This is a genomic window from Mesorhizobium sp. AA22 (assembly GCF_001672375.2).
Taxonomy (GTDB): domain Bacteria; phylum Pseudomonadota; class Alphaproteobacteria; order Rhizobiales; family Rhizobiaceae; genus Mesorhizobium; species Mesorhizobium wenxiniae.
In genome coordinates this window covers 5,894,486-5,920,945 of sequence record NZ_CP048406.1, presented here as the reverse complement: position 1 = coordinate 5,920,945, position 26,460 = coordinate 5,894,486, and the positions used below count along the sequence as shown (strand labels likewise).

At 60.9% G+C, this 26,460-nt stretch carries 17 protein-coding genes and 2 pseudogenes; 11 read left to right on the top strand and 8 right to left on the bottom strand.

Annotated features, from left to right (window positions below; genetic code table 11):
• The first annotated feature begins 385 nt into the window (after positions 1-385).
• From A9K68_RS32010 to A9K68_RS31990, 10 genes and pseudogenes are all read left to right on the top strand, one after another.
• Positions 386-550, top strand: coding sequence for a hypothetical protein (locus tag A9K68_RS32010; protein WP_246811257.1), 165 nt, complete (start codon positions 386-388; stop codon positions 548-550).
• A gap of 32 nt (positions 551-582) precedes the next feature.
• Positions 583-840, top strand: coding sequence for a GNAT family N-acetyltransferase (locus A9K68_RS32005; RefSeq protein WP_246811256.1), 258 nt, complete (start codon positions 583-585; stop codon positions 838-840).
• Positions 841-1,184: 344 nt separating this feature from the next.
• On the top strand, positions 1,185-2,153 hold the full coding sequence (locus A9K68_RS28125; protein ID WP_065006590.1) for an omptin family outer membrane protease: 969 nt from the start codon (positions 1,185-1,187) through the stop codon (positions 2,151-2,153).
• A 350-nt stretch (positions 2,154-2,503) separates the two neighbouring features.
• Complete coding sequence (locus A9K68_RS28120; RefSeq protein WP_203546867.1) at positions 2,504-2,887, top strand: transposase; 384 nt, start codon at positions 2,504-2,506, stop codon at positions 2,885-2,887.
• A gap of 414 nt (positions 2,888-3,301) precedes the next feature.
• A pseudogene (locus tag A9K68_RS28115) lies at positions 3,302-4,265 on the top strand (zincin-like metallopeptidase domain-containing protein).
• Positions 4,262-4,456, top strand: a complete 195-nt coding sequence (locus A9K68_RS28110) for a hypothetical protein (RefSeq protein WP_065007529.1) — start codon at positions 4,262-4,264, stop codon at positions 4,454-4,456. Before A9K68_RS28115 ends, A9K68_RS28110 begins: the two are co-directional and overlap by 4 nt.
• Positions 4,457-4,469: 13 nt before the next feature.
• Positions 4,470-4,811: pseudogene (locus tag A9K68_RS28105) on the top strand (DUF2958 domain-containing protein); the annotation flags it as partial.
• Positions 4,812-5,077: 266 nt separating this feature from the next.
• Positions 5,078-5,248, top strand: coding sequence for a ParB N-terminal domain-containing protein (locus A9K68_RS32000; protein ID WP_245430204.1), 171 nt, complete (start codon positions 5,078-5,080; stop codon positions 5,246-5,248).
• Positions 5,245-6,120 (top strand): hypothetical protein, encoded by an 876-nt coding sequence (locus A9K68_RS31995; protein ID WP_246811255.1) that lies wholly within the window; start codon positions 5,245-5,247, stop codon positions 6,118-6,120. Before A9K68_RS32000 ends, A9K68_RS31995 begins: the two co-directional genes overlap by 4 nt.
• 66 nt (positions 6,121-6,186) lie before the next feature.
• Positions 6,187-6,687, top strand: a complete 501-nt coding sequence (locus A9K68_RS31990; protein ID WP_245430207.1) for a hypothetical protein — start codon at positions 6,187-6,189, stop codon at positions 6,685-6,687.
• A gap of 1,457 nt (positions 6,688-8,144) precedes the next feature.
• Here A9K68_RS31990 and A9K68_RS28095 read toward each other — a convergent pair.
• The 3 genes from A9K68_RS28095 to A9K68_RS28085 all read right to left on the bottom strand — a co-directional run bounded on the left by A9K68_RS28095 (position 8,145) and on the right by A9K68_RS28085 (position 14,467).
• Positions 8,145-10,457 carry a S9 family peptidase gene (locus A9K68_RS28095; protein WP_163603081.1) on the bottom strand — a complete coding sequence of 771 codons (2,313 nt, stop codon included), beginning with the start codon at positions 10,455-10,457 and terminating at the stop codon, positions 8,145-8,147.
• Between the two features lie 534 nt (positions 10,458-10,991).
• Complete coding sequence (locus tag A9K68_RS28090) at positions 10,992-11,684, bottom strand: OmpW family protein (protein ID WP_065011139.1); 693 nt, start codon at positions 11,682-11,684, stop codon at positions 10,992-10,994.
• 659 nt (positions 11,685-12,343) lie between these two features.
• Positions 12,344-14,467, bottom strand: coding sequence for a prolyl oligopeptidase family serine peptidase (locus A9K68_RS28085; RefSeq protein ID WP_065011140.1), 2,124 nt, complete (start codon positions 14,465-14,467; stop codon positions 12,344-12,346).
• Between the two features lie 1,524 nt (positions 14,468-15,991).
• Here A9K68_RS28085 and A9K68_RS28080 point away from each other — a divergent pair.
• Positions 15,992-16,507 (top strand): DUF2285 domain-containing protein, encoded by a 516-nt coding sequence (locus A9K68_RS28080; protein WP_176478106.1) that lies wholly within the window; start codon positions 15,992-15,994, stop codon positions 16,505-16,507.
• A 1,439-nt stretch (positions 16,508-17,946) separates the two neighbouring features.
• Here the strand turns inward: A9K68_RS28080 and A9K68_RS28075 are convergent.
• The 5 genes from A9K68_RS28075 to A9K68_RS28055 form a co-directional block, all read right to left on the bottom strand.
• The gene (locus tag A9K68_RS28075) at positions 17,947-18,720 is read right to left on the bottom strand and encodes an HAD-IIA family hydrolase (RefSeq protein ID WP_065011142.1); all 774 of its coding nucleotides are present in this window, start codon (positions 18,718-18,720) and stop codon (positions 17,947-17,949) included.
• Between the two features lie 373 nt (positions 18,721-19,093).
• Entirely contained in the window at positions 19,094-20,569 is a 1,476-nt protein-coding gene (locus A9K68_RS28070) for an NAD-dependent succinate-semialdehyde dehydrogenase (RefSeq protein ID WP_065011143.1), read from the bottom strand.
• Between the two features lie 342 nt (positions 20,570-20,911).
• Entirely contained in the window at positions 20,912-22,753 is a 1,842-nt protein-coding gene (locus A9K68_RS28065; RefSeq protein ID WP_065011144.1) for a HipA domain-containing protein, read from the bottom strand.
• A 282-nt stretch (positions 22,754-23,035) separates the two neighbouring features.
• On the bottom strand, positions 23,036-24,424 hold the full coding sequence (locus tag A9K68_RS28060; protein WP_082982669.1) for a pitrilysin family protein: 1,389 nt from the start codon (positions 24,422-24,424) through the stop codon (positions 23,036-23,038).
• A 1-nt stretch (position 24,425) separates the two neighbouring features.
• Positions 24,426-25,985, bottom strand: a complete 1,560-nt coding sequence (locus tag A9K68_RS28055) for a pitrilysin family protein (protein ID WP_245430188.1) — start codon at positions 25,983-25,985, stop codon at positions 24,426-24,428.
• Positions 25,986-26,460 lie beyond the last annotated feature (475 nt).

Sequence of the window (26,460 nt, the reverse complement as noted above, 5' to 3'; positions counted from 1 at the left end):
GCGGGTGCATCGCCTAGGTTATGCGTCAAGTGTCCTCTTTGCTCGACTGTGATAATCCGAGCGTTCTGGCCGCACGGGCATTTCAGGCTGTATCTTTTGTCCCAGGCTCTTTCCAGACTTGCAACTTCATCTTACCTCCGCAAGGCCGCTTCACCGTGCGGTTACGAAGTAACACGGTTGCTTTTCGGTAAGAAGGTCCCCTGTCTGCGCAATTAACCTCAAGTCATCCGGAATCCTGCATGCTTGTAATATTTGTTTTGCAGTTCTTTCACATATATTTAATGAAAAAACGCTGTTCATTTTCCCGCCATTACATCTAAAAGTGAGTCGGACCTGCGGGGATGGCAGCATGGATCTGGGATTTTGACCACTAGCAGGAGAGAATATGCCTTCCATATCTACCCGCAGCGCCAACGCAACGGACGCAGACACGGTCGCCCGTTTCATTCACGCGCTACTGGATGAACTCACTGGCGGGAAAGCGCCCACGCCCGACGTCGTCAGACAAAGCGCGGAGACGGTGCTTGCCGACGCTGGCGGGTCGCTGTGATCGCAAGTGCAGATGACGAGCCGGTCGGCATCATGGTGCTGAATGAATGCACGGCGATCCATGCGGGAGGCAAGTTCGGCTATATTTCGGAGCTGTATGTTCGACCCGACATGCGCTCCAAAGGGATTGCCCCTCATCTGCTTGAGGTCGCCTCGCAGGAAAGCCATGCTCGTGGTTGGAAGCGACTTGAGGTTGGAGCGCCCGGGCAACCAAAATGGAAGCGCACGCTCGATTTCTATCTGCGGAACGGGTTCGAGGAAGTCGGCCCTCGGCTCTGTCGGATAATCTAAATTCAGAGTGTCTGCTGTGGACTGGCTCAAAGCAACCTCCACGATCTCAGCGGATTGAGGTCCGGCGTGGTCGCTGCCTGCCGCTTCAATCGTACCAGCATCGTCATCGCAATGTGTGCCTCAGATAATGCAAGGTTCCTGTCACGCCGGCCGCCCGGAACGCATCGGCAAAAACCGCCGTCAATCGGGTCACGCTAACGGCGTTTTCCTTGAGTGTTGAGGAACCGAGCCGAGGGCGGCAATCTGCCAACCTACAGGGGCGCTGCATAGACGACCGCACCTGACGTGCACCCGGTTACGCAGCGTATAGCCGAATAACGGATCATTCCTATGAGGGTAGTTTCATGAAATTGTATGCGAAACTCTTTGGTGGAGCGGCAGCGTTGCTCGCTGCCTGGCCGGCGATGGCCAGTGCCGCGGTGGTGAGCGAACCGGCGCCCTACAATCCCAATTTCTCTTTCATTGGCGGCGTCGGCGTCATCGACATCGAGGCCAACGAGCTAGTCTATCGGGCTCCCGGCAGCGGCTCCAAGCTGAGCCACCTTATCTGGGAAAGCACCGCTCCGGTCGTTTCAGCCGAGATGACGGCGCGCAGCGAGGCCGGCTGGACCGCCAAGCTTTCCGGCCAGATCGCCTTCAGCGGCGACAGCTACATGGAAGACTATGACTGGGACCCGCGATTCTCGACCAATGATGGCTGGAACGACTGGAGCGACCGTTCGCGCTTTTCCGAGACCGATCTTGATCACTTCTATTCGGCAACCGTCGCGCTCGGCCACGACTTCCAGGTCAGCGGCCAGCTGCTGATCAACGTCAACGGTGGCTTTAAGTACACCTCGGTCAAGTGGACTGCCTATGGCGGCTCCTACGTCTCCAGCGATGACGGCTTCCGGGATCGGGTTGGCGACTACCCAGGAGGCGCAAAGGTCATCAGCTACCAGCAGAAATTGCCGGTCGCCTTCGCCGGCATCGATGCGACCTATGTCCAGGATCGCTGGAACTTCGGCTTTGCGCTGAAGGGCGGCACGACCTTCTCGGCCGGCGATACCGATCATCACTGGCTGCGTGACCTGCGCTTCGAGAAAGATTTCGAATCGGCGCCGGTTCTGATAGTCGGCGGCAGCGTCGGCTACCAGTACAACGAGCGGACCAGCTTCTTCGTCTCCGGTTCCTACGAAAAGGTGTTCACCGCTCGCGGCGACTACAACACCTATGACATTCCGACCGGCGCAAAGAAGGGCGGCGACGACGACAGGGTTGGCGGCGATTTTGCCGCGGCGACAGTGATGGTCGGCATCAAGACCTCGTTCTGATTGAACGAACTCGACCGGAACGCCAAACCGATGTCCGCATGGCGCAGCTGAGCTGTCGTTCCGCGGTAGACCGTCTCTGACCTCGCAGCAGTCGTCCTTGTCCCCGACAAATGGTATCAGGAGAGATGCAAACCGGATGGGCCATCGAATAGGCCTATTGCGACAGCTGTGAGCTGATAGCCTTCAATCGTCGGCTTCCAGAACAACGTCGAGCCGCACTCAGAACCCGCGTTCAACTTTATCGGACGATCCGTACCAACGGACGTGTTGTTCACCGCCGACTGAGAGCGCGTCGCACTGAATATTCACGGCAGCGAGGAAATGGCCCCATTCTTTCGATGTGATCGAGCGTGAAGCACGCGACGTCGGCTGAGCAGACCGAGCGGTTCCTCCACCATCTGCATGAACATGCTCCGGAACTTTCAATCGCGGCTGGCCTGGCCCGCCGCTTTGCCGCGATGATACGTGGCAATGACGATGCAGGCCTCGGTCAATGGATAGACGATGCCATGAACAGCGAACTGGCTACCCTTGCGGCAGGTCTCAGCCGTGACATTGAGGCTGTCCGGGCGCCAATCACCCAGCCCTGGAGTACGAGCCCGGTCGAAGGCCAGATCAACCACCTCAAGACGATCAAGCGCCAGATGTACGGGCGCGCCGCCTATCCACTCCTCCGGACCGACTTCTGGCAGCCGCTTGACCCAACCGGACAAATGGACACCCGAAAAAAGTAGTCGCTGCACCAGATATGCGGAAGAACCCAATTTGGCCTAAGCTTGACGGCGCCCGCGCGCCTGACGGCGCGTGCCGGGTGCTCGTGCACCGAGCCCGCTTTTTCTTCGACAGGCTCAGGCGGTCTCGGCCATCCGGCTTCGCCCGCTGGCGCGGGCAGCCTGTCGGCTGCTGACGGTCGCCGGCGGCCGGCGCGGTTTGTCTGTTGGCCTTCCCCGGCGGGGCGCGGTGGGCGGCACTCCCTTCTAGGCCAGCCGCGGCATCCCGCAACCCTTCGCTTCGCTTCGGGTCCTCCTCTTGCGTTCCGGTCCTTCGGATGCGGTCCGCCTCCGACGGCGGGCCTTCCCGGTCGCGTCTCGCCGCCCACCCCGTTTCCGGGGAAAGGCGCGGCGAGTGGTTAGCGGAGGACGAAAGGAATGCGTGCAAACGACAAGCGTTGCGCCAGCGCAGAGGCTGGCGCGGCTAAGGGCGGGCGCCCGGGCGCCAGCCTTTATCAGGAGATCACAGACCAGCATCGTTGCCGAACTGGAGCGCGGCACCGTGCCATGGGTCAAGCCCTGGGGCAGGGCAAAGACAGCCCTTGGCCTGCCCAGGAATGCAGCCACCCAGCGCCGCTATTCCGGCATCAATATCCTGATCCTGTGGGGCGCCGTCATCGAGCGCTCATACCCCAGCCAGAACTGGCTCACCTTCCGGCAGGCGCTTTCCCTTGGCGGCAATGTCAGGAAGGGCGAACACGGCACCACCGTCGTGCATGCCGATCGCTTTGTCCCAAAGGACGAGAAGGAACGGGCCAAGGCCGATGGCGACGAGCCGCAGGCCGTGCCTTTTTTGAAGCGCTTCACCGTCTTCAATGTCGCGCAGTGCGATAACCTGCCCGAACATCTCTATGCCGCCGCCGAACCGCTGCCCGAACGCGAGATTGTCCCACAGGCCGAGGCGCTCATTCATGCAAGTGGTGCTGATTTTCGCATCGGCGGCGATCGCGCTTTCTACATGCCGGGCAGTGACACCATTCAGGTGCCGCCGCAGCCGGCATTTTTTCAGCAGATTGACTATTACCGCACCTGCTTCCACGAGCTTGGCCACTGGACCGGCCACCCGGCGCGGCTGGCGCGCGACCTCTCCGGCGCCTTCGGTTCCAAGACCTATGCGCGCGAGGAATTGGTTGCTGAAATCGCCGCAGCCTTTGTCTGCTCGACGCTCGGCATCGAGCCGACCGTGCGCCATGCCGACTATATCGGCACATGGCTGAAGGTGCTGCGCGAGGAAAATCGCGCCATCTTCCGCGCCGCCAGCCTTGCCTCCAAAGCCGCCGATTTTCTTCTTGGCTTTAACGCCGAGACCGAAGGCGCGCAACAAGATGAGATCGCGGCATGAGCGCGCCCGATCCCGACACCCTGCAGACCGAATCGACGCCGCAAGGCGAGCAGACGCTCATTCCCGTGTCCGGCCGGTCACCACGCGCGACCGCCTTGCCCTCTTGGCCGACGCGCCCGCGCGCGGCGCAGAAGCCGCTCGATACCGGGCTGCTCAATGAAGCCGACAGAAATCAACTCGACCTGATTTGAGAGGAGTTTTCCCATGATCTTGATCACCGACGAACTGCGCGCCCAGCTGCTCGCCAATGGCGCAACTGACATCGAGACCGACCATGTCCCGCAACTGTTCGATCCGACCGGGGCAGCAACCTGGCTTCTCACCGAACTCGACGCCGACGGCGACACAATGTTCGGCCTTTGCGACCTCGGCTTCGGCTTCCCGGAACTCGGCAGCGTCAGCCTTGCCGAGCTTGCAAGCGCCAGGGCCCGGCTTGGCCTCGGCATCGAGCGCGACCTCTGGTTCAAGGCGCGCTTTCCGCTCTCCGTTTACGCCCAAGCGGCGCGCAGCGCCGGCCACATCACCGAAGCCGAGCGGCTTCTGCGGTAGGCAGCGGAAGCACTTGCCAAATCCCATTCCGAGCTTCCGCCAGACGCGGCGGAGCAAGAGCGCCGATAAGGCGCAAAACCGCCCCCGCCGCGCCGGCCTTCGGCCCTTGCGGCGGGACAATTCCACCCCCAACGAAGGAGACGAACCATGCAGCTTGCCCACATTCCTTTCGACCGGCTCAGCATTTCCACGCTCAACATGGGGCCATTCCAGCGCGCCCGACGTGTTGGACATCCTGCCGTCCGTTCGCGCGCGGCGTCCTTGTGCCGCTTCTGGTGCGGCCCGACATCGAGCCGGATAGCTTCGAGATCGTCGCCGGCCGGCGCCGCTATCTCGCCGCGAAGTCGCTCGCCGACGAGCGCGGCGAGGGCGATGCCTTGCCCTGCGCCATCATGGAAGACGGCGACGACGCCGATGCGCTCAAGGCCTGGTGATCGAAAACTTCGCCCGGCTCGATCCCGACGAGGTGTCGCAGCGGGAGACGTTTTCGCGGCTGATCAAGGAGGGCTGCAGCGTCGCCGACATCGCCGCCACTTTCGGCATCACCGAGCTTTTGATCAAACGCATTCTGGCGCTCGGCGACCTCTTGCCGAAAATCCGCGAGGCCTATCGGCGCGAGGAAATCGACGCCGAGACGGCGCGCAATCTGACCATGGCCTCCAAGGCGCAGCAGAAGGATTGGCTGGCGCTTTATGCCGATCCGGAGCAATACGCGCCGCGCGGCGATCAGTTGAAACAATGGCTGTTCGGCGGCCAGTCGATTTCCTCAGAGGTGGCGCTGTTTGCCGTGGAGGATTATCCGGGCCTGATCGTCTGCGACCTGTTCAGCCAGGACAGCTATTTCGCCGACGCCGACCTGTTCTGGCAAAAGCAGAACGAGGCGATCGCTGCCAGACGCGACGCCTATCTGGAAGCCGGCTGGCCGACGTGGCCGTGCTGGAACCGGGGCAGTTTTTCCAAGTCTTGGGACCACGAAAAGACGCCGAAGAAAAAAAGGTGGCAAGGTCTTCATATCAGTCTCGCATCGCAGCGCGGTCGAGTGCCACGAGGGCTGGCTGTCGCGCAAGGATGCCCGCCGCGCCCGCCCGCAAGGCGAGGGCGGCGAGCACGAAGAAACCCCCGCATAGCCGTCGCGACCGGAACTCACCGGGCCGATGCAGAACCATGTCGATCTGCATTGCCATGCCGCGGTGCGCGCGGCCATGCTCGACCGTCCGGGTGTCGCGCTGCGCCTGATGGGGGCGCATCCCATCACAGGTTCGGGCCTGTGGCAGGTTCGCCACGAGCCGCAGCGTACCGCCAATGAAGCGGTGGCGGCAAGCCTCGCAGCCTGCAAGGCCGAAGCCGTATTCTGCGAAGGCGGCGCGAGGTTTTGGCGCTGCTGGGGCAACCGGAGGAGGCTGGCGCGGTCGTCGGCGGCAACGGCGATGCCTTTGCCACAGCGCGCGTCTTCGCCCGGCTGTCGACGCTGTCCGACGACGATGTCCTGCGCGTTCTCGCCATCGTCATGGCCGAGACGGTCGAAGCCGGCAGCGCCGTCATCGAGGCGCTTGCCAATCACCTGAATGTCGATATGGCCAGCTCGCTGGCAAGCCGACGACGCCCTCTTCGACCTGTTGCGCGACAAGGAAATTGCCAATCTGATACTCGCCGATATCGGCGGCAAGCATGTCGCCCACGGCAATGTTTCGAGAAGGTGAAGACGCAAAAGACAACCATCCGCGACTTCCTGTTCGACGAGAACAGCAGGGAGAAAGTCGACGCATGGCTGCCGCGCTGGATGAAATTCCCCCCCGAAAGCTACACGACCCGGGGCGGCTTCCGCACCGCCGATCAATGGGCCAGAGTTCAGCCGCTGTTCATGGCCGAATGAACCAGCCAAGCCAGGCGGAGGCAATTCGAGTGCCGCCGCCTGGCACCTCTCTCGGCGATGCCGGCTGCACCTTTGCGGCTTTTCCGGCGCGCACCGCACGCGACATCCCGACGCCAACTCATCGCCTTCGCCAGCCCTACGCCGCGCCGGGATGCTTGCCGAGGCGCAACACGGATATAGCCACGTCCGCCCCTGGTCGACGGTGTATGAACCTGCGCAAGCCCGATGTCCGCGACGCCGCTTGGGCATCGTGTCAACCGATCGCGCGGCCTGTCTCCTAAGCGGTCTTGCGGGACAACGCGATAGCGGCCATTCGCGGCAACGTTCGTCGTTATCTGCAGCGTCTGGAGGTGCTCGCCCGGGACCCACAAAAGAACAAGGAAAGCTGAAAATCCGCCGGTTGTTCAATCGGGACGAATGGGCGATCACCAATGCGTGCCCGGTTTGCGAGCAGTCGATCGATGGCACGCTCTCCTCGGTCATGCTGGCAATGCGATCAATGCGCTGCTCGTCGCCGCGGCCAAAATCTGCGCCTGATCCTCACGGTTCTCGCGCTTTGGCTTGCCTGGTGCCTGCAAGCACTCCAGCCGAAAACGGCGAAATCGGATGCTTCCACTGGTCTTCCCGGATTCGCAATACCTACAATATCAGCGCCTTATCCGTTGTTCAGGGCCGACTACCGAGTATCTGCGCCGCGGTAGGGTTCGGCTCCGCTGAGAGGATGAAGCCGAGCGCCCCCCATACGCAAGGGCTCGCCTATACTCGTGCCGGTCATCTAGGGCTCGGCAGATCGCCAAGGCCCTGGCGGCAAGCATTCCGGATCAGGGCGAAGTTGGGTTTTGGCCATGCGTCGCGTGTGGGTCGCTGACTTGAGGTGATGTGCGTCCGGCGGCCCGCCTCGTCGCCTCGTCGAGGTTAGTCACCGAAATGATGCGCTGACCGCCGGCCAGCGGACTGACCGAAGACGCATCCACATTCTGACTTCGCGGAAAAGATGATTCAAGAGATACGAGCCATCCCCAAGGTCGGCCGGAGCGTCCCGCTCGGCCCAAGCGTGAAAGATATCATCGCCACCCACGAGGCTCTGGGGTCGAACCGCAACCCTTCGCTCTCGCTTCGGGTCCTTCTCTTCGTTCCGGTCCTTCGGATGCGATCCGCCTGGACGGCGGCCCTTCCGGTCGCAACTCGCCGCCCGCCCCGCTTCCGTCCCGCTTCCGGGGAAAGCCGCGATTGGCGAGCGGAGGCAAAACGACGCATGCAAGATAGAAGCGTGCCGTCATCGAAGAGGCAGGCAGAGGCGGGGCGCCCATGTCGTTCCCGTTTTCGTCTTGCTAAGGTCACCATTGCGCAGGAATCGGCGCAGGCCCTCGTCCGAGCAGTTCTCCGCTCGCTTGCCGCCTCGATCATAGCCAACAAAACGGGCGCGAGGATTGCTATAGGCAGAAGCTGCCGAAGCATCATATTTGCTCTTTTGCTCGGTCGGGTGGGGTCTGACCAAGAATGTTGCGAACGAAGAAGTCCAGGAGTTTGCGCTCAGTATAGATGCCTGGCGCGCCATGATCGGCACCAGGCACATAGACCATGTCGAAATCTTTTCCCGCCTTGATGAGTCGGTCGGCAAGCTGGAGCGAGGAGGACGGGTCGACATTGCGGTCCATTTCGCCGACGACGAGCATCAGCCTACCCTGCAGCCTGTAAGCATTGTCGATGGCGGAGGATTGGGAATATTCAATGCCGACTGGCCACCCCATCCACTGTTCGTTCCACCAGATCTTGTCTATCCGGTTGTCGTAGCAGCCGCTGTTGGCGACCGCGACCTTATAGAATTCGGGATGGAAGAGTAGCGCGCTCACCGCGCTCTGGCCGCCTGCGGACCCGCCGAAAATGCCGACATTGGAGATATCGTACCACGGATACCTCGCGGCGGCCGCCTTGTGCCATAGAATGCGATCGGGAAAGCCTGCGTCCTTCAGATTTTTCCAGGCAACGTCATGAAAGGCGCGTGAGCGGTTGTTGGTACCCATGCCATCGATCTGCACAACGACGAAGCCCAGCTGCGTGAGCGGCTCTGTCCGTCTTGAAAAGGATTTTGGGACGAAGGAGCCCTGGGGCCCGGCATAGATATTCTCCACCACCGGGTACTTCTTCTTCGGATCGAAATTGGCGGGCAGGTGGATCACGCCCCAAATATCAGTCTTGCCGTCGCGCCCCTTGGCGTGGAAGCTGAGTGGCGGCTGCCAGCCGGCGGCGACGAGCTCGGACATGTCGGCGGTCTCCACCTCCATCAGTTTGACATCGTCGCTGGCGCGGTAGAGCATCATGCGGGGCGGCAGATCGATGCGTGACCAGAGATCGACATAGTAGCGGCCGTCGGGAGAGAACTCGACATGGTGGTTGGCCGGCTCGGGCGTGAGCTCAGTCAGCCCCTCACCGTCGAAGCCGATGCGGTACGCATGGACGAAATAGGAGTCCTCCCCCGGGTTCCTCCCGCTCGCCTCGAACCAGATCTGGCGCTTGACCGGATCGACATGGTTGACCCCCCGGACCACCCACTCACCGCTGGTGATCTGGTTCTTGAGCGCGCCCGTCTGGCCGTCGAACAGGTACAGGTGCTCGTGCCCGTCGCGCTCGGACGCCCAGATGATCTCCTTCCCGTCGTCGACATCGTAACGAAAGACTTTCCCGGTACCGTGCTGGTTCATCACCAGCGGCTGGTAATCAACGAAGGTCGTGCTGGTCTCTTCGATCAGCGAGCGTGCGCGGCCCGTGGCGGCGTCTACCTCGACCAGCCGATAGAGCTGATGCCCGCGCTGGTTATATTCGAAAGTAAAGCCGCGACCGTCCGCCCACCACCGGAAAGGGGAAAGTTCGAAGGGGTTGGAGAACAGGGCGTTGTCGATCACGATCTGGCGCAGGCCGGCAATGTCGAACAGGACCGGCTGGGGCAGCGGAAGGGCATCGCCCGGCTTGGGATAGACCATTGTCGAATATTCGCGCTGCAACTGGTCCGTCGACGAATTGAGGTAGGGGACCTCCCGCTTGTAGCCGGGGCGAACGCGGTAGGCCGCGAGATGGCGCGAGTCCGGCGACCAACTCAGTGTCGAAAAGACGTAGTAATTGCCCTCGGATCCATCCCGGCTCAGCGCAACATCCTGCAATCCGTCCTTGCTGCGCAGCAAAACATTGCAGTTCTTTATAGAGACGATCCATTTGCCGTCGGGCGAGACGCTCCTCTGGTCGCGGTTGTTCTCAGCCGGTGGCGTGTAGTGGTGGCTGAGCTGAAACTTCGGGGCGTCCACATCCAAGTTTGTGCTGGTGCAGGCATAGCTTTCAATGTCGCAGCTCCACCGGACCTGCTCAATCATGAAGTCGAGCCTGCGACCATCCTCGGTCAGTTCGAAACGCTCGAAGGGAAGATCGCCGGCCTGATAGCTCTTATGGCTCGCTTCATTTAGCGCCGCCGCCAGACGGGCCTGATCGAAGGCGGCCCGTTTCAAACCCGTGGCAGCATCGACCCGCATGAACTGCCGCTCGCCATGGGTAGTCCGGCGGTACACGAACGCGTTGGCTCCAGTTAGCCAGAACGGCCCCTCGGGGACATTCACGGTGAGTCCGCGATAGCGATGGTTGATCGTCAATGCCCGCTCCCAATCGCTCAGCGCTAGCGGTGGATGTGTGCCGTTTGAACCGTGGGCCAGCGCCCGAGCGGTTGCCGATCCCGATGCCCCTTGAATTGATGACGCGAGCGCCAAAGCGCCGATCTTGACCATATCTGTTCACCTCTTTCGGTTTTCGGAAGACACATTGTTGGATCTGGCTTTTCATCGCCGGTGTGCAGCAGCGTTGAGTGTTGCTCGAAGGAGTCGGCACGCGGGTGCGGCCGAGACGGCAGTCAACATGACCCGTGCGCCCTACGCCGATATCCAGGAACTGGCCGGGTGAACCAGACTGAAGAGTTGGCGCCGAGCCAGCAGGGTATTTTCCATGTCCACATGATGGAATCTTCAAAGCCAGATGACGCTTGCAATCACACTCCCTTGCTGTTCCTGCACCGGAAACGGCCGGAACGGGGCCAGGCACAAAGCGTTGGCTATCGACATTCTCTGCATGGCTGGCGTCAGTCCGTTGATCCGTGTCCGGAGGACGACGCGTCGCATATCCGACAGCTCGGATAACCCCAAGTCACATTGACCTTGGGTGTATGTCGGGTTGACAAGAGTGGACCGTCGGGCCGACGGCAAAGGGCGCACGAGGCGCCCTTCATTCGACTCGGGCTGCGCGTAAGCCGCCTTCGCCTTCCGTTGTCAGAAATGGTACGTGACGCCTGCGCCTATCAGCCAGGGATCGAGCTCCGCCTTTCCCGTCTGCTTCGCGCCGGCCACCGTGACGTCGAAGTCTGGCTTCAGGAAAAGCTTCTTCACGTCGAAGTTGACGCCCCAGTGCTGGTCGACCATGTAGTCGAACCCGACCTGCAGCGCGGTGCCGAACGTGTTCTTGACCTTGAGATCATCGGCGCTGCTGGCTTGCTGATGATAGAAGATCGTATAGTTCACGCCGGCGCCGACATAGGGCTTGAAGGCGCCGAAATCGGTAAAGTGATACTGCAATGTCAGCGTGGGCGGCAGCAGCCAAACCTTGCCGATATTGCCCAGCCCGCCAATCGAGCCTTGGCCTGTGATGTTGGCATAGGTGGTGCCGAGGATAAGCTCGGCTGCGACGTTGTCCGTGAAGAAATACGAAATATCGAGTTCCGGCGTTACGGTGTTCGAATAGGAAAGACCGGAGCCGGGCACCGCGTTAACGTAGCCCGAATCCTCAGTGATAACCCCCAACGCGCGCAGGCGGATCTGCCAAGGGCTTGGCCATTCCGTGAACAAGGCACCCTTATCCGGGTCGCACGGTTCTGCAAGGTCTGCCGCGGCCGCCTGCTGTCCTACCAGCAACAGGACGACGGCCGCTGTGAGTCCCCGCAACACGTTCATTCGCTTTGTTGCCATAATGTTGTTTCCTTGCTCGTTAGACTTCACTGTGAATAGTCCTGCCGTGTTGATTGCTATCTACAGAATACTGGCGCGCATTATTCGCAAATTCTGCGCCCATTGTTAGACCTGTACTCACTTCGTCGAAGTTCGCCCTTGTTGACCTGCCGGTCGCCAATGAACGCTATCGGCGTGCTAGCCGATCGCGCTGCCAAGGAAATCGTCGCCCAAGGCAATGAATGCGGCCCGCTCGGATTGTCCTTGCCGTAGCTGTGCCCGCCTGCGCTGGTCCCATAGAAGTAAGCGGGAAGGCACCGTATTAACGTAGCCCGAATATGACCCCGAGGCGGCGCAGGCGGAACTGCCCAGAGCTTGGCTCTTAGATTGGTGTCGTAGACGGGCACGGGTAAGGGGGAGGCGGAGGGGGAGGCGGAGACGCGGAGGGGGCTTTTGGAATCGCGATAGCCGGCTGTGCCAGCAGCATCAAGACGACGGCCGCTGTTACTCCCCGCGCCACCTTCACTCGCTTTGTTGCCATGATATTTCTCCTTGCTCTTCAGAAACGGTAGACTGCTATAGTCCTGCAGTATTGATTGATATCGACAGCGTGCGGGGCGCACATTTGCGCAAACCGTGCTCGCATTATTTACACCTTTGTCGCAGTCCTCGACCTGTACTCACTCATCCGAAGTCCGCGCTTGTCCCGGTCGTCTATGGAAGCTATCGGCGTGCCAGCCGATCGCGCTGCGAAGGAAGTGGATGCCAAGACTACTGAATGCAGCGCGCTCCCGATTGTCCTTGCCGGAGCCGTGGCCGCCCGCGCCGGGCTCGTAGAAGTACGCGGGATAGCCAAGGGCCTGCAGCTTTGCCGCCATCTTGCGCGCGTGGCCCGGATGGACGCGGTCGTCCCGCTTCGTGGTCGCGAGCAGGATCGGCGGATAGGGCTGTCCGGGCGTCGCGGCGTGATAGGCGGAGATTTCCTTCAGGAAAGCCCAATCGTCAGCCTTGTCGGGATCGCCATATTCGTCGATCCAGCTCGCGCCCGCCAGGAGCTTGGTGTAGCGGCGCATATCGATAAGCGGAACCGTGCAGAACAGCGCGCCGAAATGCTCAGGATAGCGGGTAAGCATGTTGGCGATCAGCAGGCCGCCATTTGAGCCGCCCTCGGCGGCAATCCGCCTCGGCAGCGTAATGCCCCTTCGCACGAGGTCGGCGGCAACGGCGGCGAAATCGTCATGGGCGAGACGCTTGCCCTCCCTCCGCCCGGCATCGTGCCACCGGGTGCCGAACTCGCCGCCCCCGCGGATGTTCGCCACCACACACGTGCCGCCGCGCTCGAGCCACAGCTTGCCGAGCGAGGAGTTGTAGGAGGGCAGGAGCGATATGCCGAACCCGCCATAGGCGCTGAGATGAACCGGGGCATCCCCGTTCCCATCCGCCGGACCGACCTGTGTATAGGGAATCATCTCACCATCGATCGATACTGCCTCGTGGCGCGTGACCACCAGGCCGGATGCGTCGAAATTCTCCGGGCTGCGCTTCAGGATTACTGAAGCGCTGACAGGCGGCGCGGCATTGAGATCGAATAGGAAAAGCTGCGGCGGGGTGATTGGATCATGAGCCCCGACCAGAACCTCCCCATTGGTCTCGTGATCTGCGGCATCGAGTGACCAGAGGTGAACAGTCCCTTGCACGGGAACGGTGTCCAGGGCTCGGCGCGTCCATTCCTGCGGGCCCGGCGTGAACACCTCGAATCTCGGAACGAGGTTCGCCAGGTAGGCGATAATGAGCTTCCCGTCATTCCAGAAGAATGACTGCAGACAGCGCCTCTCGTCCGGTTCAAACAGGGTACTGAAACGGCGTTCGCCGGCCAGGAAAGAGGAAAGCGAGATGCCGATCAGCGCGTCGGCGTGATAGGTCGTCCCGGCAACCGTCCATGCTGTGCGCGGCTTTACCGCCAGCCAATCGCCGAAGTTACCCCACCAGGCGTCCTTAGGAAGGTCGATCTCAATCTTCGGCCCGCTATCATCGCCAATGCGGACTATCTTCTCGAAGCAGGCCAGCTGCTCGATGAACCACACGCGCTCGCTCTCGGCGGTACGGTCCAGATGGCCAGACACACCCAGGGTTTCGGAACCGGTCTCGAAGATTACCGGCGCGGTGAGAGGATCCGCGCCACGCTTCCACAGTCGCACGGTGCGCGCGTAACCGGAGCGGGTGGCCATGCCATGACCAAGCGCACTGGAAAGCAGAAGCGTGTTGGGGTCGAGCCAATCAATGTCACCCTTGGCCTCGGGGAGATTGAAACCGTCGGCGACAAAGCTCAGAGAGCTCAGGTCGAATTCGCGATGCACGACCGCGTCGCTGCCGCCGCGCGACAGGCGCAAGACGGCTCTTTCGCGCGTCTCCGGCTCGATCGACGCGCCGCCCCAGACCCAGTCTTCTCCGTCGCTAGCCGCGAGGGCGTCCAGATCGACCAGTAGCTCCCATTGGGGATCCGCCTTCATGTAGGCGGCAAGGGTGGTCCGGCGCCACTGTCCGCGCGGGTTTCCGGCATCTTGCCAGAAATTGTAGAGGTACTGACCACGGCGCCAGATGGTGGGAATCTTGTCAGGACGGTCGAAAATCGCTGTCAGGGCCGCCCGATCGCGCTCGAACTGCGTTCCCGCGAAGTGCTTCAGGGTCTTTGCCGACTGGCTGGCGGTCCACGCAAGTGCCGGTTCGCCTTCTACATCTTCAAGCCAAAGATGAGGGTCATCGTCGGGCGCATTCAGCGTTGGGCGGAAATCGAATTCGCTCATGTGCGAAAGACCTGAGGAATGAAGGCGCAATGGCTCTCGCCTGCTCGAGAAGGATCAATGTTTGCGGCGTCGCCCGCATGTTCGAAAAGCGTGATCATGGATGAGTTCTTCCCAGTCGGTGCGGCGTCGCAGTGCTTTTGCGCATAGGACCGCAACCGTCGTGCCAACTGGGAAATCCCTTACGGAACAATGGGATCGCTCTGGCAGCGCTGTGTCAGATGTCAGACATCGTCGCGAATGCGACAACGAGCGTACCCCGTAATCACCGGATCAACCTCCGGCGCGAGCGGTGACACCGTGCAGCACTCAAGCAGGAGTGGCTGGGCTGTGGTCCAGCGGCAAAAAACCGGAGATTCGAGGAAAGGGCTGGGCGCCGCTTGGGCGACCTGATGGTGCCCAAGCCCTGCCGCAATCTTGACCTGCACCGTTCCCTTGATTGCATTCTTGAAGTCTGTCGATCAAGTCACCAAGCTGCATTCCGGCGAACGCATGGGACTCGTCCCTATGGCAACCTGGGCTGATGTCGGGCCGCCGTCCGATATGAGGGTTTAGGATTGGGGGAGCTCGGGCTCGGCGTAGTATCTCAACGAGACGCCTAATGGTCGACGATGTCTACCTGACGCTACGCATTGGTGTGCCGCGGCAACAGGGCAGTGCGGGGCAAGTCTGCTTGGAAGAATCAGCTGCAGCAGGCGCTAGTGGACCCCGGCCGCGCTCGATCTCCATACCGTCCGCAAAGAAAGCTCGGCGTGAGCACCGGCAAAAAGCGATCTGCGCGCCTCGCCGGTTCGTTTTTCGGTCCACTGAGCTGTCGGCTTAACCTGTACAACTATACAGGCTGCCATAGCGCGGAACTTGGCCTCCAATGGCGGAAATTCCCCCGAGGAGACCTCCATGACTGAGCTTATAGCGCCGGCGCTACGACAACTTTCCCACCAGCAGCGTGCAATCCACCGCCACGCCACTACGTCTCCAAGGAACCTCTTGAACGGGACGGATGAGCCGATCACCGATACGAAACCGATATCCTTGGCGTGCTCAGGCCGCGCTGGCTGTCGCTGCGCGGGTTCGACGGTGTTCTTGCTGTTTGCGCGCGCCTTCTGCCCTCCAAGGTGCCAATGGCACAGTCTTCGACCAAATGGCGTCATCGGGGTCTGGTGGCCCCGGCGCCGGTGCTTTGCCAGGTCGCATGATGTTTCGACCTCCCTGGGGGCGGGCAGGGGAGCACAGTGATGCCTACAGTTCTCGTGACTGGCGCGGATGAGGCTGATTGGCGCGATGAAAGATCGTACGATTACACCGCTGGTCTGACGCCGCGCGAATGGGCCTGGGAGTTCTTGCGCCGCAATCCAGCATTCCAGCGGGAGGTGACCGCTCCAAGCCAGCAGGCCAATACTTTGTCCTACCGACCCTTTCTCGACGTCGTCGCGCTCGCCGGCGACCTGTCACACTGGGGTGTCCTGTTTCGCCGACTCTTATGGGCGAAATTCGGTCGTATTCTGGTCTCCGCTCTGGTGCGTCCATGTGCTGCCGGTCATTGCAGAACAGCTGTCCGCATCCTCGGCGACATTGCCGTTCGAGCTCTCGGCGTTGCCATGTCGTGCGACGGTCCTGCTGGCGCCCGACAAGGGCCAGCATGTTCTTCTTCGCAATGCGGAACATACGCTCCAGCTCGCCGTCTCTGGCGCGGATATCTTGCGCCCTGTTTGCCTCCGCACCGAGGCGATCTGGCCAGCGATGCTTTCGAAGCCCCGTCTGAGGACGCTCGAGTGCCTCAATGTTCTGAGTCTGGGTCAGCAACTGCCTGCCCGCTTGTTTCCGCGGGAAAAACGCGGTCCTCGTTTGACCTTCGTTCTTCGTGCGCTCGACGGCTCACTTGCCGGGGCATCACATCGCGAGCTCGCCGAAGCTCTGGTTGGTCAACGGCGCGCCCATGCCGACTGGAGGGATCCTCGCGATCATCTGCGCGACCGCATTCGCCGCGCCGTCTCTCGTGGCCGCGCGCTCATGAATGGAGGGTACAGAGATTTCCTCACTTGAAAGTGATATCCGCCCTGTGCGTCAGCCGGCGAACAGTTCGGAGCTAAAACCCGTCACCACCGATTGGCCCGCTCGACATGGCAGCGAACGGCCTTCGTGAGGCATCATCGATGCCAAGAGGCACGTTCGTATTGTCCGATAGCCGACAATGTCGAGTACGCAAGGTACAGGAACCTGACTCTCGGGTGTTTTTAAGCGCTTTTTGACTTGGCACGGTACATGCTCGCTATTCAGCAAAACACGCGGACTGAGTGGTTCCCACCTCCACGAGAGTCGCTGAATTACGCCACCTCCCAAGGCGTACCCGGCCCGGCAGCGAGCTCAGTCTCCTGCCGGGCATCCGTGTTCAGACGTACTCGCGTTCAGAACTTCAAATTAGAGGCGCAATGTTTCGCGTCCGGCTATGCGAACTGGTGCTGAAGATTTGTCAGACTTCGAGCGCGGTCGGTATTCACAGCAGCGACTATTTCGGCCATTGCCACTCGAGATCCGCCTTTGGAGTAGATGTGGAAAGGCTCACTCGCAGCGTAGACTTAGCATCTTGATAGGTGATCCCCATCGTCGTCAGCACATACGACGGATCGCTGGAGCCAGCGCGGCAGGCGGAACCTGTGGACAGACAGATTCCGCGCATCGCCAGGCGCTCGACAATCGCATCGGCCTCACACCACGGGATGGTCAAGAGCACGTATTTGGAAGGCGCGGAGCTTGAATCTCATTAAAACGTACTTGCGGCAGGCGGATTGCAACTCCCGTTCAAAGTTGTTTCGAAGCGCTTCGATGCCACTCGCTACACTCAGCCGCCGAGCCGCCTGTTCCGCGGCAACGGCCAGTCAGGCGGCTGCTTAGCTGTTCAGCGTCCCGCGCCGTCGCCCGTCCTCCTGTTCACCATAAAAAAAGCGGTTCGAGGCGCAACCCCTCCCTAATGTACAACGCGCCCACGCCTTTCGGGCCTTGGAATTAATGCGCTGATAGGGAGAGCAGATCGACTTCGACGAACTCGTCTGTCAGATCTATGGGTATACGACTAACAATCTGCACGGCGTCCACGTGTAGGATCGCCTCCGGAGCGAGGCGGCGACGATATCGGTCTAAACTACAATGGGTTGAACGACGCCCATCTCGTTGTCGCAGCCATGACAGAAACGAAGGCGGTGTCGGGCGTGAGTGTCGCAGCGAACGCATCTGGTCGATCCGACCTGCCCATTCGCTGGACTAGCCTACTTCGGCGCGCGAGATTCTTCGGTCGAAGACTCTTGCTTCATAGAGGTCAAGACCGGCCTGCATTGGGCTACATGGGTATACTTCGACTAAGTTGTCATGCTTATCACTTCTTTTCTGGATGTGGCCAGCTGTTCCTGCCGATAATTGCCCAGGTTGACGGCCGCCATGCGGAACGCAGAGGGAGCGTTCGGTCTTCGTGTAAAGGTGCGCTCGGCTTATTGGTTCACGATGATCTGGCCCAGATCGGCAAGGCACTCGACCACGTGGTCCGGTCTGAATGGAAACCGCTCTATGTCAGCCAGTTTCGTGACCCCAGTAAGCACAAGGGCTGTCTTCAGGCCCGATTCCAGCCCGGCGAGCACGTCGGTGTCCATGCGGTCACCGACCATGATGGTATTGACAGCTCGCACTCCGAGCCGGTCGAGCACGTTGCGCATCATGAACGGGTTCGGCTTCCCGACGAAATAGGGCTGACGGCCGGTGGCCTTCTCGATTAGTGCTGCGACTGCACCGCATGCCGGATGGGAGCCCCGCTCGGTCGGGCCAGTCGCATCCGGATTGGTGGCGAGAAAGCGCGCGCCCTTCGCCACAAGCTCGGCGCCAGTTGCGATCTGCTCGTAGTGGTACGAAGTGGTGTCTCCGAGGACCACGAACTCGGGGGCAAACTCCGTTATCCGGCAGCCTGCCTGCCGCAGGGCCTCGACCAGACCGTGGTCGCCGATGACATAAGCAGATGATCCGTGCTTTTGTAGTTCCACGAACCGCGCAGTGGCGAGCGCCGATGTGTAGATGTGTTCTGGCTGCACGGCGAAGCCAACCGCTCTTAGACGCTCGGCATGATCTTCGGGCGTGAAGCGCGAGTTATTGGTGAAGATCTGAAACGGCTCACCCTTGGCGACTAACCCGGCGACATAGTCGACCGAGCCAGCAATCGGTTGGCCGCCGCGGACCAGGACCCCGTCCATGTCGAGCAGATGCGCTATAATCATTGGATCTCACCCTTCAATGTCTCTGTGGATGCGCGGCCTGGGTACGTCTACTGTATATTCTCCAGGCGAGCACGCCGGCGACTCTAGCGATTCAGAGCGATGCGCGAAGGGCGCTCAATTGCTTGTGCGGCAATAAGGAGGTTGCGGCGTAAACTTGCCGCGGTTAGATAGGATGAGCAACGTACCGTCCGGTACCGGCGCCTTGGCTCGTCGCCGTAGAGGCGGTTCAACGTAGCTGGGCGCTTAGATGCACACGTAAGGCGCGCAGGCCGGATCGCGATAGACGACCCGAATCAGCCGCAAGAAGGTTCGCCAAAGCGCTCGATCATCCCTTTGGTTCATTCTGCGCCTGAGGTGTCCATCCACATAGAGATCAGATTCCGCCTATGCAGAGATATTTCATTTCGAGGTAGTCTTCGAGCCCGTGGCGGGAACCCTCCCGCCCGATGCCGGACTGCTTCATCCCGCCAAAGGGCGCCGCTTCCGAAGACATACGCCCCGTGTTGATGCCAACCATGCCATATTCCAATGCCTCGGCCACGCGCCAGACACGCTTCAGGTTCGAGGCATAGAAATAGGCGGCTAGGCCGTAGATCGTGTCGTTGGCCTCACGCACAACCTGATCCGCCTCGTGGAAGCGAATGATCGGCGCCAGCGGCCCGAAAGTCTCCTCTTGCGCAACCGCCATGATGCTGGAGATTTCAGTGAGGACTGTGGGCTTGAAGAAGGTGCCATCCTTGCCAATACGTTCGGCCCCGCATCGAATTGTCCCACCCTTGGCAACGGCATCTGCGATGTGGGACTCGATCTTGGCCAAAGCATGCAAGTCGATGAGCGGTCCGACGTCCACTCCGGGGGCGAAGCCGTCGCCAACCGACAAGTACCGGATTTTCTCCACGAACTTCTCGACGAACTCATCGTGAACGCTCGATTGGACGTAAAGGCGGTTCGCTGAAACGCAAGTCTGGCCGGCGTTGCGGAACTTCGCCTGGATCGCGCCGTCAACCGCAGCGTCGATATCAGCGTCGTCGAAGACGATGAAAGGCGCATTGCCGCCGAGCTCGAGGCTGACCTTCTTGATCTGGTCCGAGCACTGGCGCATCAGCAGCCGGCCAACCTCGGTCGAGCCTGTAAAGCTGATCTTTCGGACCTTAGGATTGGAGCAGAGTTCGCGTCCAACGTCAGCACCTTCGGACGCATAGATCAGGTTGACGACACCGGAGGGAAAGCCGGCTTGGTGCGCGAGGGCGAACATTGCGCCTGCCACGAGCGGCGTCTGTTCAGCAGGTTTGAGCACGATCGCGCAGCCCGCCGCCAGGGCCGGCGAGATCTTGCGCGCCACCATCGAGGCTGGGAAATTCCACGGCGTAATCGTGCCGACCACACCGATGGGCTGCTTGATCACCAGCATCCGACGGTCTGTCGATGGTGCGGGGATCGTCTCGCCATAGATGCGATTGGCTTCTTCGGCGTACCATTGCAGATACGCGGCCGCATGCGACACCTCCGACTTGGCTTCGGCAAACGGCTTGCCCATCTCTGCAGTGAGTATCGCTGCAAGATCACCGGCGTGGTCAATGATCAGCTCATGCCATCGCCACAGAACGTCACTGCGTTCTCGGGCGGTCAGCCCCGCCCATCCAGGCTGCGCTACGTAGGCCTTGTCGATCGCAGCGCGTGTCTCCTCCACACCCATGTCGGGAAGTACTGCCAGCACTTCGCCGCTCGACGGGTTGAGGACCTCGAATGTCCGCTCGCTAACCGGCGTGCCGAGCGCCGGCAGGCGATCGAGGGCGCCAAACAGATCCGGGGATTTCAGGTGGCGGATCATCGGCAGGCACAGGGGCAATACCGGATTCCTCTCAAACGCGGCGGATATGTATGTCGACAGGGCGCCGGCGTGTACTCCGCACCTGCGGGTTCCTTATAGGGCCTCGGCCAGACGCTTGGTAGACCATTCCACTCAACTTGAGAGGGAGAATTCTTGAACTCTTCTGGTCGATGGCTTGCGGTTCTCACCATGTGCAAACTGAACAATGGACATCGGCTGGGGCCCCTAGTACGGCCCCTCCACTGAGCATCTATCACTAGCCGGAACTTTTGAGCCCTTGCCAAGCTTTGTCCGGGAGGTCTCGTCTACCACGCTGGGAAGTGCGGTCCTTGGAAACCGGCATACCAGTTAGATTATCATCTACGCAAACCCATCGATGCGTTCGTGGACAATCGCGCGCATTTGCTCCGCCATCTTCGCGCCTTGAGAGCCGTCTGATAGAGGCGGCGGCAATTCGAGGTGGTTGAGAGCGCGTGAGAGGGCTGCAACGAGATCGTCGATGCTGGTATCCGCATCGGCAGCCTTAAGGCCAGCCGTGCTCGCGAAAGCCTTGAAGTCGGCGCGCCGCAGACGATCGTCCTTGTCGTTCAGCTTGAGGGCCATCCGGTCTTTTTCGAGATGTGGAAACACGCGAGTCGTGACCGCGTCGTAGAGCGGAGCCATGCGGACTGAGCTGAACTGCGCGCTGCTGGGCTCTGCGATTTTCAGCAGTGCCATGTTCTTCAGGTGCATGTCGCCATCTGCGATCAGCCAGGCGAATAAGGATCGCTTGAGGACAAGCAGGACGTCTTCTTCGGGAGAGGTCGATAGCGGCCTTAGTGCCCGCGCGATGCGCTCCATTGTGCCGCCGTATTTTGCTTCCGTGGGCACACCGAGCACCGAGCAAAAATCCTCAAGCGCCAAAAGATGCTTGTCGTCAAGGCTCGTTCTGATGTCGAACCGCTCCACGAGGAGCGCCGGAGGCATCCTGTCAGGCATCGAGACGAGCGCCGTCGCGGGCGTCGTGAAACCGGCCGCGCTGCCCAAAGCGAGCGACTGCCATTCGATAACCGGCAGGGCCTCAAATCCACCTGTACCGGCAGGCTTGAGGATGTGGGTGAACGGTTTGCCGGTACTGGGGGAGAGAGTACCGTCGGTATCGAGGAACATCGGCGCTTTGATCTGAACGCCTGATAAACGCGGCGTATCGGTACGCTCGAAAATCTCCGCCAGATTGCGCTCGAAGCTCTGCTCCAGATCGCCGCGACCCGGCCCTGCATACTGGCCAGTGAAGATAGAATTTCTAGTGAAGCCATCGAGCCGGGTTAGCAGGACGTCGGGCGGCAGGGCGGAGAGATCGCTCGCACGCTCGACGATGGTAATGTTGGACATGTAGCGTTTGCCCGAGCGCAGCGTCGCGCGCTCGTCGCGGTCATTCAACACCGACTCAAGCCAGCCTTCAGGCAGCAGCGACAGAATGAAAGGAGGGAGCTTGCCCGGCGTGGTCTGGCGAACAAGTGGCGGGCCATCCTGATCATCTGGATTCCAGCGCCACTCAAAACCATCATGTTTGAGATTGCCGAGCGGAGCGCCGTGCCACGCTACGATCAGATCGAACGCGGCTTCATTGCGCGCAGGCTCTGCGGTCACTGGACGGCGGAGGAGGAAGCGCTCGGCGTGCTCGCCTTCGCGATACCACTGGTTTTCGTGGGCGAGCGCCCATGTCGCGTCGGCAGCGCCCTGGGCGCTGCCGTATTCTTCTATGAGGCGGTTCGCGATTGTCTCGCGCATCGTCTCATCGATGGATCCCGCGTGTTCGCTGCGCAGGCGGAAAGCTTCGAGGAAGCGCTGGCGCATCGAGGAGACGTCGATCCGGAATTCTCCCATGCCATCATCGATATTCGCTTGAGCGACTGATGGGTGGTCGGGAGCTGCGTTCTGAATGATTTCCAGCGAGCGCAAGCGCGTGCGTTGTATTCGTCGCCCGCTCAGGAACAGGCGGCCATCGCGGGTCGGGCCGAGAAGGACAGCGCTCGCGGCCGAGAGGTAAGCGTTGGGATACAGGTATTTGGCGATGCGGACGGCGTGCTTGAGTATCGTGGCCTCGATATCCTCCCCGGCATCGACATAGATGCCGCGCCTTAGCTGAACGAGCTTGCCCGTTTCAGCCTGATAGTGGCTGCGGGTTTTATCGATGTTTTCCCCGACGAGGTGAAGAGCCATTTTCTAACTTTCTCGTATGTGAAATACGGGAAAGTTAGCATACTGAGCTCCAGAGTAAGAGAATTTAACTTTCCCGTATTTCAAATACGCGAAAGTTAATACCTTCTCTGAACGTCGGGCGTTCTCCGGCTCGGCAATCGAACCGCCCGGCGAGAACCCGATCTGCGAGGGCGAGCAGGCAGAAATCAAGGCGTTCATTCTGCCGCACCATAGTCGAATCAGCCAAACGTATGTGGGCGGAGTCCTTCAGCGAGTATTCTTAGAGCGCAGGATTATTCGCTGTCACGGGACACCAGGTAGCCGCGGGCCAACGCCCATAATGGCGGGCTCGGCCGACAGCAGTTTCTTCGCCGCCGCCCTGACCTGGTCGAGCGTCACCTGCTCGATGAGGGCCGGGCGGTGCTGGATGTAGTCTATGCCGCGCTTGTCGAGCTGCAGCCTGAGAAGCGTGGCTGAGATCGCCCTGGAGGAACCAAGATTGCTGATAGCATAGGCCCCGATCAGATACTTTTTGCTCGCTTCGAGCTCGGCCGCTGTTGGCCCGGTGTCCACCAGCTCCTTGATTACTTGTCTAATCAGGTCGAGTGTCTCCGCCGCCCTGTCGGCGTGCGTCGACGTGGTCACGACAAGCGTGTTGGAATGCTGGCGGCCTTCCAAACTGGAGGACACACCGTAGGCCAGGCCACGCTTTTCCCGCACTTCCTGGAACAGACGTGAGGTGAATGGCGAGCCTCCGAGTATATCGTTTATCAGCTGCGCGGCATAGAATTCCGGGTCGCTGCGTCCGACGCCGGGAAAAGCCAGCTGGAGCGAAGTCTGGGGCAGGGCGTATGCGACCAACGTCCACTGGCCGAGCTTCGGGGTGACATCAGGTACCTGGGCGAGCGCCTGCTTCTGAGGCAAATCGCCGAACAACTGGTCGAGCCTTGCACTCAGGGCTTTGGCATCGATGTCGCCGACAACCGCCACGTGCAGCCCCTCGCGGGCGAAAGCGGCCTTGTGGAAGGCGCTTAGATCGGCGGGCGTTATGCGGGCCAGGCTTTCCTTGGTGCCCTCGGGCGGCCTCGAATACGGATGCGCGCCGTAGAGCCTGCGCCGCCATGCATCCCTGCCGATCGCGTGAGGTTCGCGCTCGTTGGCGATGATGCCGGAGAGAAGCTGAGCGCGGGTTCGGTCAAAGGGTTCCTGATCGAAGCGGGGCCTGTTCAACGCGAGCCTGATGAGATCGAAAGCGGCGTCCTGGCGCTGGGAAAGCATGCGCACCGAGCCATAGATGCCGTCAGGCCGCGCGTGGAAGCTCATCTCAGCGCCGGCATCATCGAGCCGCACCTGAAAGGTGTCGCCGTCGTGATCGCCTGCGCCCTCGTCGAACAAGCCGGTCATCAAATTGACAAGCCCCTCCTTATCGGCCGGGTCCTGGCTGGTGCCGCCGTCGAACACGAACTGGAGCGTGACGATCGGCAGCGTATGGTCTTCCACCAGCCAGGCGGTGATCCCCTTTTCAGATTTCACCTCCTGGATGTTCGTCGCAGCACGGGCGGTACACGCTGGCAGGGTGAGGAAGAAAATAGCAAGGCAAAGGACAGCCAGCCAGGAGGCGAGGCGCCAGCCTTGTCCAAAAGGAGAGGGCAATGCTTGTGGAATGGCCCTGCGGAATTGGTTCGTCATCATATCAATTTTCCTTGGGCAGGAGATAGCCGGTGGTCGAATGGTCGGACACGAGGTAGCGGGCGGCAACGGCCTTAACCTGATCGGCCGTGACCTTGCGGATGCGGTCCGGCCATTCCTCGACGTCTTTCACATTGCCGCCTGTGGCAAGCGTGGCGCCATACATGCCAGCGACGGAGGCCTGCTCGTCATGGGCGAAGATGAACGAGCGGATATAGCGGTTTTTCGTCTTCTCCAGTTCGTCGCTGGTGATGCCGTTCCTGGCGATGCGCGCTATCTCGGCGTCGACTGCGGCCTCGACATCCGCAAGCTTCGCCTTGCCGCGCGGCCAGCCGCGGATGCTGAACTTGCCAGCATCCAGCATGGTGCCCTCGAAATCAGCGTCGGCCGCTGCGGCTATGCCCTGCTTCACAACGAGCTCCTGGTACAGCCGGCTGCGGTTGCCCCCGGCGAGAATCTGTGCCAGCAGGTCCAGCGCCTCGGCTTCGCCGGGCTCGGCGGTGCGATAGGACGGCACCACCCAATATCTGGAAAAGATGGGGACCGAAACGCGGCCATCCCTTAGCGTCAATGTGCGCCTGGTGTTCTGCACCGGCTCAGACGGGCGTTCGCGTGGCGGCAGATCTGGTCCACGCGGGACCTTGCCATAGGTCTTCTCGGCCAGCGCCTTCACGGCCTCGGGCTCGACGTCGCCTGCCACCACCAGCACGGTGTTGTTCGGCCAGTACTTGTCATAAAAAGCCACGGCGTCGTTGCGGTCCAGCTTCTCGATCTCGTGCATCCAGCCGATCACCGGGATCCGGTAGGGTTGGCTCTGCCAGAGGGTCGTGACGACCTCCTCATCGAGAAGCGCCTCCGGACTGTTGTCGACCCTCAAGCGACGCTCCTCGCGGACCACGTCCCGCTCGGTGTTGATGACGTCATCCGTGAGGGTGAGATTGCGCATGCGATCAGCCTCGAAGCTCATCATCTGCTCCACTGCCGAGGGCGCCACTCTTTCGTAGAAGGCAGTATAATCGTAAGAGGTGAAGGCGTTTAGCGAGCCCCCGATCTCCGCCACCGCGCGGTCCAACTCGCCGGCGCCGTGATTGGCCGTCCCTTTGAACATCAGATGCTCGAAGAAATGCGCGATGCCGGATTTGCCCGGAGGCTCGTCGGCACTGCCGACCTTGTACCACAGCATATGGGTGACGATGGGCGCGCGGTGATCGGGTATGACGACCACCTCCATGCCGTTGTCGAGCAGGAAATTTGCTATGTCATATGCGGCCGCCGGAGACGGCGCGGTCGTCAGAAATGCCAGCGCGGTCGCAAAAAGTGCGCCCCGCAGCCAAGCAGACGGTGGCTTCGGTTGTGGTGACCGGGCGATGGACAAAGTTCGCACGGAAGTGAGTTGTCCCTCAATTTGAAGGTGCTGCGTCCCTGTCGCCCCCACTGGGAGAAGGTGGATCGGTGGGCAGCGCCGGTCCAGACGAGCCCTCACAATGCTGCCAGGCCCGGCTTGGATGTCAGTTTTGAGTAGGTCGGCGAAAGGTGGGGCGGCATTTTTCTGTGTGGGGATCATGGGACGACTCTCCTGCGCGTTTGCATGACCCCGCAGGAACCGTGCCAGATGAGAAAGCCCTTTCGGCGATGCGATTCAACGGACTCTGTGTTGCGTACCTCCGACATTGTCCGACGTCAGACACCGCCGACTGGGGGGCGCTTGCCGCTTAAAGAGGTGGCTAGGTGAAATACCCTTAGGACAGCGGCGAACATGGTGGCGTTAGCGCGCGCCCGTAGTTGCTGGTCGTCCGCGTACTCTTGCTCACATCGGCCGATCGCAGGTCCCTAACAGGACTCCAAACCAGCGATAGACGCGGTTCTGGAATTTACCGGAGCGTTTCAGAACTTGTGTTTGCCATTCGAAGCGCCAGCGCGGGAGACGCTGTCCGCGACAGGCGGTCATCATGGAGCTTGCGAGCCGCTTTAGCGATTTGACCGGGCTTTTGCTATTTTAGCTTTTGCTGCCCTAAAGTCTCGGATATGAAGCGGACCTG